Here is a 10,390-nt window from a genome sequence, read left to right as displayed (position 1 = left end):
TCGACGTCGAGCTGGCGCCCACCGGGACCGGCCCATGAGCCAGGCCGTTTCCGGACTTTCCGGCCAGGTCTACGCGCGTACGCGTGAGCGCCTGGTCCAAGGCCGGTGACCGCCCATCGAGATCATGAGGAAAGGCCAAACGTGGCGTTCCGTCGTTCGCGCAGCGTGATCTGTCCTGTCTCGCTGAACTTGGTGTGCGAGCGAGGCTCTGACCTGCGGGACGCCAACTTAATTGAGACACCGGGAAGTTCGTTCGTCTCAGGGATCATGGCGTGCTGGGCGGAATGTCTCAAACGACCTGGCGCGTGATCATGGAGTGACGCCGTTCATGCTCGTGAGCCAGCCAGGAGGAGGAACAGGGGGACGCGCTGGCGACGTGCGAATTCGGCCGTGTCGCCGTCGAAGCGATCGTGGCGAGGGGCGCATTCGCGTAGCGAGGTGATGGCAAAGTCGGCCTGTGTCAGGGCGGTGATGTAGTCCTCGATGGTCCGGTGATACCAGGTGACGGTGTTATCCATCCAGTTGCGCTGGCGTGCGCCGGTGTGGAAGTAGTCGTCGACGACCCAGTTAGTGCGCGCCTCGTTCGTGGTCCGGAGAGCATCATGGGAAGTGATCACGGGGTGGACGACCGTGATCACCAGCCGCCCACCTGGCGACAGAGAACGCCAGCAGGCCGACACAACGGCGTCGAGGTCGTCGACGTAATGCAGCGCCAGACGGGAGATGATCAAATCGAAGGTGTGTGCCGGGGCGGAGAACTGCTCGATGTCCATTCTTTCCACGCGGCCCGAGGTGCCTGCGAGAGTGGTCGTGGCCGCTCGGGTCATCTCGATCGAGTTCGCATCGGATGCAAACATCTCGCACCGGACACGAATGCGCCGCACGATGTGGTGAGCGAACGTCGGTATTACTAAGATTTCGTCGGCTTTTCCGAGTATTCCTCGACAAGGGCGAGGTCAACGGGCTTGAGTGTCAATGGCATTTGAGCTCGGCTCTGATCCACTTCTCGGACTTTGTGCCAGATCCCAAATGAAGCGGTCATAGCCAGTGGTGATCATTCAGCCTGCGGCAGGTACCGCCGAGGGGAGGGGATGGACTGCGGCCAGGCCTATCGAGCGGGGTTGCGGTTGTAGAGCTTGCGAGCCCACAGGTAGCCGCCCAAGGTGATGGCGACGCTCCACAAGGCATGACCTGCGAGGCCAGAAGGGGACGTTCGCGCAGGGTTACACCTCTGGCTCGAAGGGTGTCAGCGGGATCTGGGGGCGCAGAATTCGGCTTCGAGGACAGGGGTGAAGACGGTGGCGATGGGGTTGTTCCAGTCGCCGTTGACGTTCTGGACGAGCATGCGTGTGGCGTCGCGGGTGCCGTACGCGTATGACCACGAACCGTGGATTGCGCCGCCCATGCCCCAGACCGTCGTGCCGCATGACAGTTTCACCGACGACATGCCGAGGCCGTAGGTGGTGTTGGGTATCCACTTTCCCTCGGGGACCGGGATGGTGGCGAACATCTGCCGCTGCTGGGCCTTCGGCAGGAGTCGGCCCTTGAGCAGCGTGGTGAAGAACCGGTCGAGATCGGCGGCGGTGGAGACCATGTTGCCGGCCGCCCAGCCGGCGGAGGCGTTCAGCTCGGTCACGTCGTAGATTGTGGGCTTCGGCTCCTGGGAGAGCAGCGTGGAGTAGTGCCGGGCGTGGGGGCCGCGGATCCGGACTTCCTTGCCTCCGGGTACGTAGGTGCCAGTCAGGCCGAGCGGGCGGATGATCCGCTGTGAGACCTGTTCGGCGTAGGTCTTCCCGGTCGCCTTCTCGACGATCATGGCGGCGAGGACGAAACCGGTGTTGGTGTACGTCCAGCCCTGGCCCGGCTTGAAGTCGGGCGCGTGGGACATCGCGATCTTCACCAGTTGCTGGGGCCGGTAACTGTCATAGCGGTGTTCGAGGAAGGCCGGCCCGGCGATGCGGGCCTGTATCTCCTCGTCGAGGAGATAGTTGAAGATGCCGCTGGTCATGCTGAGCAGTTGCTTGATGGTGATCTGGCGGCCGTCGTGGCCGTTGCCGCGCACCAGGCCGGGCAGCCATTCTTCCACCGTGTCGTCCAGGCTGAGCTTGCCTTCGGCCTCCAGCTGCAGCACGACGGTGGCGGTGAAGGTCTTGGTGGCACTGCCGATGCGGAAGCGCTCCTGCGGCAGGCGCTTGCGACCGGTTCGGGTATCGGCCACCCCCGCCGTACCGAACCATTGGTCATCGCCCTCGCGGACTTTCGCGAGGATGCCGGGAAGGCCGGTTTCGGTCACGGCCCGCTCGAGCGCCTGCTGAACTCTGGGGCGGTCGGAGGTGGGGCCTGAGCTGACCGCGGTTGCGGGTGCGGCCATGGCAACGCACGCAACCGCGGCGGCAGTGAGCAGGCCGATGCCCGCCCGGGTTGTGCGCGAGCGGAACGTCTTAGGGCCAAGGGTGGTCATCTCAACTCCTTGTATGGGCGAGCACGCAAGTTCTCGCCTTTGCGGATGGCGGACACGCTATATCGCGTTTGCGATTCATTCAATGTGAAAGCTTCTCCTTCCGAATGAAATGGCAGGTAAAGGCCCATGATTCTTTGCAATGGAGTTGCAGTTAATGCAAAATATTGGCGTCTTTGCAATGAGATGCGAGTTAATGCATACTGTGCGGCGACACCGCGGCAGCGAAGGGAGCCCCAGGTATGCCGGGAGACAGGCTGACCTACCAAGATCGCCGGGACATCGCCGCCGGCCTGGCCGCAGGACTCACCTACTCCGTGATCGCCAGGGGCCTGCAACGCCCGGCCTCGACCGTCACCCGCGAGATCATGCGCAACGGAGGGCCCGCCGGCTACCGGGCAGACCAGGCCCACCAGGCCACCAAGCGGCGCGCCCGGCGGCGTACATCAGCCCCGCCGCCACCGTCCCCGGCGCCACCGACCGCCGCCACGCATGGACGGGCCGCCGAAGCTGTGCAAGATTTCCGGGAGCGCCTCGCCGCCGTGCTGGGCAGGGCCGGGCTCCCGTCGATGGTGGGCAGAGTGCTGGCCTGTCTGTATGCCACCGACACCGGCAGCCTCACCTCAGCCGAGCTGGTCCAGCAACTGCAGGTCAGTCCAGCCTCGATCTCCAAGGCCATCGGCTACCTCGAAAAACAGGAAGTGATCCGGCGCGAACGCGACCCTCGACGACGGCGCGAACGGTACGTCATCGACGAGGAGGTCTGGTATCAGGCGGCGCTGTCCAGCGCCCGCGTGAACGCCGAACTGGCCGACATCGCCGAGCAGGGAGCCAAGGTCCTTGGCGCCACCACGCCCGGCGGCGCCCGCCTGCAGGACGTGAGCCAGTTCCTCGGACACGTCAACCACGACATCGTCCACTCAGCCAACCACCGGTGGCGGCAGATCCACTTCCGCCGCACGACAGACGGCGTCGGCGACGGCAGTGCCCGGGCACGCCAGGCATCCAGCGCGGCCTCGTCGTAGAGTTCCGGGCCCGGGCCACTCGGTATGCCGGGCGTGGGTAGTCCAGGTAGGTCGGCGTGGGCCTGGATGGAGGTCTTCTCATCGGCGCTGATGACGTACTCGTCGCCGGCGAGTGGCCGGTCATCCCAGCGGCGGGCGTACAGGTCGAGTACGCGGGCGGCCTTGGCTGCGAAGTCGGGATCACGGATGAAGATCCACGACTGGTGCTGCCATGGTTTGAGCGCGTTCTGGGCCAGGATGCGACGCACGGTGGAGGCGGAGATCGCCGCCGCCAGACCGCGGGCAACGGCTTCGCGGGCAAGTTCGCCACTGCTCCAACGCGACAACGGCACGCCGGTCTCGGCGGGTAACTGGCAGGCCAGCGCGGTGATCTGCGCCCGCTGCAGCGAGGTGATCCGGGGCGGGCGTCCCAAGCGTTGCCGATCGGTCAGGCTTGCCACGCCGCGCTCGCTGTCGTAGCGGCCCCGCCACAGGCGGACGGTATCCACATGCACCCCGCGCCGCCGTGCGATGGCGTTGCTGGAGTAGCCGTGCGCGGCGTCCAGCACGATTCTGACCCGGACGACGAGCGTGACCTGCAACGCACCTTGACCGGGAATCTGCGACATTATTTGGCCGCATGAGCGGCTGACAAGTGGCGAGACAACCCTATGCGCGACGTGGGACTTTGAAGCTTGCAGAGGGCTGCGGGCTAGCTTGGCTATGAACGGGAGCGTTGGCCCTAGTTGAACGAGATCTCTGGCCCTACCTGAGGAAATCCGGTGGCGGGTGTTTGTCAGAAGTGGCCCCAGCGGTTGTCTTGCGGTGAGAGCATCAGTGTGCTCTGAGAGTCAGGTGACCCGCATGCAGCCGAGGTCCAAGGTCGAGCTTTTCGCAGCGAGCCGCACCGACTCCTACCGCCTGGCCCAAACCCGCGCCCGCACTGAACAGCGCAGCACGGGCTGATCATCAATCTGCGCGCCCATCTCCGCGCGGAAGTCTGGAGGTGGGCGCTGTCATTCTCACCGACGTTGGGCCGCGAAGGGGCTATCACGGCCTGAGATGTGAGGGCCTGTCCTCGGCCAGGAACGGCAGTACGTGGGGGAGCACATCGGCGGATCTGTCCCAGCCGCCCTTGTGGTTAGCGGCCGGCAGGGAGAAGAAATCCGCGCCGGCGCGTTCGGCGAACGCCCGCATCGGGTCGTGCCAGGGATCGGCCGTGCCCGCGTACATCAAGATGGGCACCCCGCAGGCCGCCAGCTCGGTGGCCAGGCCGGGCTCGCGTGAGAACGCATCGTAATTGGCGCGGAAGGCGCCCAGGTCCCCGGCGCCGATCAGGACGGCCTGATACGGATCAGCCGAAGCCCCCTGTTTCACGATCTCGTAGGCATCGATGTCGGCGGGCAAGCCGAGCTCCCGAATCGCCTGGTCGACCGCGGAGCGAAAGCCGTTGATGGGATCGTAGGCGCCAGCGACCAGCCGGGTCAGGCGTTCGGGCGCGTGCGCCGCGACCGCATAGCCGGTCATGGCGCCCAGCGAGTAGCCCCAGAACGCGGCCCGGTCAGCGCCGACATCGTCGAGCACGGCGGTGACGTAGTCGACCCGATGCTGCAAGGAATATGCCTCGATCTCGCGCGGGGCGTCGCTTGCGCCCAGTCCCAGCGGATCGATGGCGATCACCGTGTGGGCGGCGGTCAGGGCCGGGGTGTATCCGCTGTGGGCCCAGTGCGCGCCGTCCTGGAACATGCCCGGATGCAGCACGACCGGCGGGCCGTCTCCGAACACCTCGTAGGAGATCTTGAAACCATGGCTGCGTGCGGTGGGCACGTGTCGCTCCTTGTCCTCAAGCAAGAGTCGCTGAGCAAACGACCGATGAAGGGCCTTTGCCCAGGAACGTTACGACTTGTAACAGGCTTCATCCTTCAGGATCATTGGACCGTCCGGAAGGAGGCACTTTCTTGTCGCAACGGAACACCGCAGTAACAGACCAGATCACAGCCCCCACCGACGCGTCCTCGCCCGAGGACTGCCCACTGCCTGAGGTCCTGGCCCTGATCGGGGACAAGTGGAGCGCTCAGGTACTGGTCCAACTGGGTGAGGGCCCGCACCGGTTCACCCAACTGGAACGGGCGATCGAGGGCATCAGCCGGCGGATGCTGACCGTGAGCCTGCGCAACCTGGAACGCAACGGGCTGATCACCCGCACCGTCTACCCCGACTCCCCACCCCGGGTGGAATACGCCACCACAGCTCTGGTCGAGGACATACGCGCTCCACTGGAGGCTCTCGCGGCATGGGCCCGCCACGCCGGCCCCGTCATTGCCGCAGCCCGCCACGCCTACGACAATCGCCATTAACCCCTCGCTCGCCCGGCGGGCACGACCTCACCGGCTCCGCCGTAACCGCGCAGCAGCATCGGGGCTCGCCGCCTTCCCCGTCGTCGATCCTCCATGACGTCGGGATCTTCGGATCGAATTTGGCTAGGCCAGGTGGGGGCGCAGTTATCTGGGGTTGTCAAGCGAACTAGCTGGTCAGCCGCTTGAATGTCTGTCAGGCACGTCAGCCAAGTAGGCAATCGGGACTGGCTGGCCGACGTTGAGCACGACCTGATCCAGGCCGCACGCGACGCTGGCATCATCTGGGAGGCCCTTGCCCCTGTGGGGGATCTTTGATCTTGGGTTCCGTGATGGCGCAGGGCTGGGCAGAGTCGTGTCACTGAGGGAAGTGCGAGGCGTTCGTAGGGATCGACTTCTATACGATCATCAATACCCGTGTCGGATGCTTTGATCGCGATGGGGAATGTTGATGAGTACAGACCTGTACGGAATCCGCGTGATGGCGCTGGAACCGGAGCAGCGGCGGGTCCGGTTACGCGTCTTCGTCACCTATTACGACGCCGATGAGTACGACGAGGCGCTCCTGGATGGCGATACGAGCTTCTTCTTACGCGTGCTATGGGACGAGGCCGACACCCGATTCGAGGACGGCGGTCCGCTGGGCGAGCAAGTCAGCTTGGATGAGATCCTCGACGAGGACTGGGTCGATGGCAACACCTGGCGGTTCATCGAGCGGTTTGAAGCCGTGATGTCGAAGAACGTCCCGTTCACCAAGACGGACATCGCCAACCTGCCAAGCAGGTCCTACGATCTGGAGTGGTTCACCGACGAAGAGTTGCTGGTCCAAACCGACTACGACGTCTGGGTAACCGATCCGCGCTGGCTGGCGCATCTGAGCCTGGGCCAGAACTGGACCACCACCTCGTACCCAACCCAGGCCGACCGGCTGCGTCCCGAGGACGCGCCATTTGTACCGGACCCACGCCCACCCGCCGTCACCCTCAATGTATTCCCGGTGGACTACGACGACGATGACGAAGCCGGCGCGCAGACTGCCAGCGGATCAGCGATCTCACCTGACGGCCGATGGCTGGCCGTTGCCAGCGGCGCGGGCGAGCTGGTCGTCTACGACGTTCCCGCCTGGACCGAACGGCTGCGCATGCACTCCGGCGTGTCTGCGCCATCGGTGGATTGGTTACCCGGGCGGCCGGTGGTCGTGCTGCAGTCACAGGCACCGACTTCCCCATCGTGGGCGTACGACATGGACGCGGGCGCCGTGGTGGCGGCACCACCGCAGCGGTGGCTGGCCCGCTCTGCCAACGGTCGGTACCAGCTGAACCGGCTGGCGGACGGCACCATCATCATCGGCGGCGAGGACGAGACGCAGCAGTCGCTAGCGAGGGGCGCGGGTTTGACCGCTGCGGCGTTCACTCCGGACGGCTCTCGGCTCTACATCGCGATGGCCGGCGACATCCTGGCGTTGGATCCGACGACCGGCGCCATCACCGAGATCATCAAGACGGAATACCGGTCGTACGCGTCCCGTGGCTCCGAACCGGTGCGCTCCCTCGCCGTCGACCGGACCGGGCGTTATCTCGCCGCCGGTGCGACGAAGCGCTCACCGTGGTCCGGCTCACGGATGGCGACATTCTCATACACATCCGGCTGACCGATGCGTTCGTCCACTGGTCTCCCGACGGACGGTGGCTGATAGCGACACAAGGCATCAGCCGCAGCGGAAAGACGACGTGCTTCCGGGTCGGTCGGCCGGCAACAACGCCAGGCGTTTGACCCTCTGGTCATCGTTACGGTTGACACGATCCGCGAGACGCCCCTCTCAGGCCGCATCGATGACATAATGATCAACAACTACAGAACGTGGTTGTGACACAGGCACTCAAACTAAGGCCGTGTTGCGAAGGCGCTGAGGAACGTGGCCACCGCGGATTCGGTGATGGCCTTGCGTTCGAGGCGGGAGACGCGGCGGGTGCCGAAGCGTGACCGCGCCTCCAGAGGCCCGGTCAGCAGCGCCGTGAGGTGTTCGGCGGCCAACGCCGGGTCGGATACGTCGAGGTGGCCTTCCACGGCCAGTCGGGCGAGCCGGTCGGCGAGCGCCTGGGTGACCGGTTTGACGACGCCGTCCTGCGTCAGCTCGAGCAGATCGGGAAACTGTGGAGTCTCGGCGTACAGCAGGCGCCGCAGTGCCCAGGACTGCGGGTCGCAGTAGCAGTCGACGAGGTGGATCGCGGCGCGGGTCAGTGCGTCGGTGAGGTCGTCGCTCGCCTCAGCCAGCAGTGCCACTGCAGCGAGGTTGCGGGCCAATGCACGTTCGGACAGCGCGGCGATGGTCTCACGGAACAGGGTCTCCTTGTCGCCGAAATGGTTGTAGACCGTGGCCTTGGCAACTCCCGCCTCCGTGGCGATCTGGTCGACGCGGGCCTGCGGGTAGCCCTCGCGCGCGAACACACTGAACGCGGCGTCCAGCATGTCCTTCCGCTTGTCGATGCGGCCCCTGTCCAGCCGTCGGCTCATAGTACTAATTATGCCAGCTCGTTCACCAAACCAGACCGTTCAGCCTAGTGAGATCTATGGCTGGAAATGTACTGATGAGACTGTTAGATTGGACTCGTCAGTCTAGGACGAGGGGGATTCCATTGAAGACCATCGTGGTCACCGGCGGCACGGACGGCATCGGAAAGGGGCTGGGCCTGTACTATCTGGGCCGTGGCGACCGGGTGGTCGCCGTCGGCAGCAACCCGGACAAGGGCCGCCGGTTTCTGGCGGAAGCCCGGGCTATCGGCTCGGGCGAGCGCGCCGAATACATTCAGGCCGATCTGAGCCTGGTGGCCGAGAACCGGCGAGTCGTCGCCCATATCGCGGAGAGCTACCCGGTCGTGGACGCCCTCGTGCTGGCCGCGCGATATTACCGCTCGACCCGATATGAGACCGCCGAGGGCATCGAGCACAACTTCGCGCTGTTCTACCTGAGCCGGTACCTGTTCAGCCGCGGCCTAGCCGACCAGATGGAGGCAGGGGAACGGCCGGTGATCCTTGACCTGGCCGGTCCGGGCGGTGACCTGTTGGCGATGAATTGGGACGACCTCCAGTTCGCCCGCGACTACCGGCCAGACCAGATCATGATGCAATGCGGCAAACTCAGCGACCTGGCCGGCGTCGGGTTCACCGCCGAACACCCCGGCAGCCGGATCCATTATGTCTTGGCGCATCCCGGTCTGACCGCCACCGGGTTCACCGGTGACTACAACGAAGCCGACGCTGCGCTGGCCGCCGGGATGCACGACCGGGGCCAGTCGGTCGATGCGGCCGTGGCCATGCTGCGGCGCCACCTCGACAACCCCGACCCAGAACCGTTGAGCGCCTACATGCAGCACACCAAGATCGACGTGGGTGGCGAGCCCTTCGATCCCGCTGCCGCTCGGCGGCTGGCGGACATCACCGAGACCGTGCTATCCGGGAGCGGCCAACCGGCCTAGACCGTATGGAGGGCCCGGCGCCTCGCTCTTAAGTTGGCGCGGGTTGCCGTCACAGTGGTGGCGGTAAAGCCGCGTTTACGGGAGGCGCCGCTGTTTTTTGGAGCGTACGTGGGTGGGGCTGGATGTGCACGCCCGACCTCCCTCCGCAGGTTCCTCAGCCCTCGGTTACGGCAAACGGGCTGGAAGATGATCTTCGTTAGCGTGGAACGCGGCTGGCGAGCAGGGCGACATCGCCGCTCATCAGGGAGTTTCGTCGGTAGCCCAAGTCGGGAGACGCGGCCGGACAGCCGGTCCGATCCTCAAGCCCTCAGATGGCCACGCCTCAACGCGGATCCTTACGCAACGAGCAGCAGCAGCACAAACCGCCGCCCCTCAGCGTAACCCCCACCCCACTGGCAGCGGCCAGGCAGGAATCGGCGCAGCCAACCTTGACCGGGTCAAGCCGCCTCGCGTCGTCGAAGATCACTATGGGGATCGAAGACAGCTTCTAACCCCTCGCTCGCCCGGCGGGCACGACCTCACCGGCTCCGCCGTAACCGCGCAGCAGCATCGGGGCTCGCCGCCTTCCCCGTCGTCGATCCTCCATAACGTCGGCATCTTCGGATCGAATTTGGCTAGGCCAGGTGGGGCCAAAAGAGTCGTTCGCCGCCCGTGCTTAAGATCGCGTACTGGGGCCAGAGGACTTGTTCCCTTGGGGCCAGAAGACTCGTTCGAAGCCACTAGCCGGCTGCCAGATCTAGAAACCAATTGCGCACGGCTGCGCGGGCCACTGCGAAGGCAGCATCATGCCATTGGTGCTGCTGCATGGTTCGGGGGACGAGAGCGCCCCAGGTGTCCGGGATATCCAGACCATGTAGGACTGAGGTGCCCTAGATCTTCCGGACAGCTCCCCAACTAGGGTTGGGGTGACCGGAAGGAAGCAGTAGTTGGCACGACGTAAGGGCCCGTACTCGCAGGCGTTCAAGGATGAAGCCGTCCGCATGGTGCTGGATGGGGATCGTCCGGTGTCGCATGTCGCCCGGGAGTTGGACATCCACGACACCACCCTGCATAACTGGGTGAAGGCTTGGCGGCAGGAGCACGGAGGCGTGGCGCCGG

The 10,390-nt window shown here is 65.2% G+C and carries 9 protein-coding genes and 1 pseudogene; 5 read left to right on the top strand and 5 right to left on the bottom strand.

Translation table 11 applies throughout. The features are described from left to right. Positions 1-326: 326 nt before the first annotated feature. Positions 327-884 (bottom strand): methyltransferase domain-containing protein, encoded by a 558-nt coding sequence (locus EJK15_RS63840; protein ID WP_276615589.1) that lies wholly within the window; start codon positions 882-884, stop codon positions 327-329. Between the two features lie 362 nt (positions 885-1,246). Then, positions 1,247-2,461 (bottom strand): serine hydrolase domain-containing protein, encoded by a 1,215-nt coding sequence (locus EJK15_RS63835; protein ID WP_138720014.1) that lies wholly within the window; start codon positions 2,459-2,461, stop codon positions 1,247-1,249. A 239-nt stretch (positions 2,462-2,700) separates the two neighbouring features. Here EJK15_RS63835 and EJK15_RS63830 point away from each other — a divergent pair, with 239 nt between their 5' ends. Further along, the gene (locus EJK15_RS63830; protein WP_138720013.1) at positions 2,701-3,483 is read left to right on the top strand and encodes a GbsR/MarR family transcriptional regulator; all 783 of its coding nucleotides are present in this window, start codon (positions 2,701-2,703) and stop codon (positions 3,481-3,483) included. A 293-nt stretch (positions 3,484-3,776) separates the two neighbouring features. Here EJK15_RS63830 and EJK15_RS78250 read toward each other — a convergent pair. Together EJK15_RS78250 and EJK15_RS63820 are read right to left on the bottom strand one after the other, a co-directional pair. After that, positions 3,777-4,091, bottom strand: a pseudogene (locus tag EJK15_RS78250) (helix-turn-helix domain-containing protein); the annotation flags it as partial. A 421-nt stretch (positions 4,092-4,512) separates the two neighbouring features. Continuing rightward, a complete protein-coding gene (locus tag EJK15_RS63820; RefSeq protein WP_138720011.1) occupies positions 4,513-5,289 on the bottom strand; it encodes an alpha/beta fold hydrolase in 777 nt (258 codons plus the stop codon). 131 nt (positions 5,290-5,420) lie between these two features. Here EJK15_RS63820 and EJK15_RS63815 point away from each other — a divergent pair, with 131 nt between their 5' ends. Beyond that, complete coding sequence (locus tag EJK15_RS63815) at positions 5,421-5,819, top strand: winged helix-turn-helix transcriptional regulator (protein ID WP_138720010.1); 399 nt, start codon at positions 5,421-5,423, stop codon at positions 5,817-5,819. Positions 5,820-6,267: 448 nt separating this feature from the next. Next, positions 6,268-7,467, top strand: coding sequence for a lactonase family protein (locus tag EJK15_RS63810; protein ID WP_138720009.1), 1,200 nt, complete (start codon positions 6,268-6,270; stop codon positions 7,465-7,467). A 233-nt stretch (positions 7,468-7,700) separates the two neighbouring features. Here EJK15_RS63810 and EJK15_RS63805 read toward each other — a convergent pair whose 3' ends face one another. Next, positions 7,701-8,330, bottom strand: a complete 630-nt coding sequence (locus EJK15_RS63805; RefSeq protein ID WP_138720008.1) for a TetR/AcrR family transcriptional regulator — start codon at positions 8,328-8,330, stop codon at positions 7,701-7,703. Positions 8,331-8,464: 134 nt separating this feature from the next. Between EJK15_RS63805 and EJK15_RS63800 the strand changes: the two genes are divergently transcribed. Beyond that, positions 8,465-9,292 carry an SDR family NAD(P)-dependent oxidoreductase gene (locus tag EJK15_RS63800; RefSeq protein ID WP_206062117.1) on the top strand — a complete coding sequence of 276 codons (828 nt, stop codon included), beginning with the start codon at positions 8,465-8,467 and terminating at the stop codon, positions 9,290-9,292. A 926-nt stretch (positions 9,293-10,218) separates the two neighbouring features. Beyond that, positions 10,219-10,390: transposase (locus tag EJK15_RS78245; RefSeq protein ID WP_138720006.1), on the top strand; the 172-nt coding region annotated here is incomplete at its 3' end.

The sequence above is a fragment of the Nonomuraea basaltis genome (assembly GCF_005893125.1).
Lineage (GTDB): Bacteria > Actinomycetota > Actinomycetes > Streptosporangiales > Streptosporangiaceae > Nonomuraea > Nonomuraea basaltis.
Note: the sequence above shows the minus strand (reverse complement) of the source record. Positions and strands in the feature narration are given on the sequence as shown.

Coding starts and splice junctions, on each gene's coding strand:
- EJK15_RS63805 (WP_138720008.1), bottom strand. CDS start 8,330: ATGAGCCGACGGCTGGACAGGGGCCGCATCGACAAGCGGAAGGACATG.
- EJK15_RS63835 (WP_138720014.1), bottom strand. CDS start 2,461: ATGACCACCCTTGGCCCTAAGACGTTCCGCTCGCGCACAACCCGGGCG.
- EJK15_RS63830 (WP_138720013.1), top strand. CDS start 2,701: ATGCCGGGAGACAGGCTGACCTACCAAGATCGCCGGGACATCGCCGCC.
- EJK15_RS63810 (WP_138720009.1), top strand. CDS start 6,268: ATGAGTACAGACCTGTACGGAATCCGCGTGATGGCGCTGGAACCGGAG.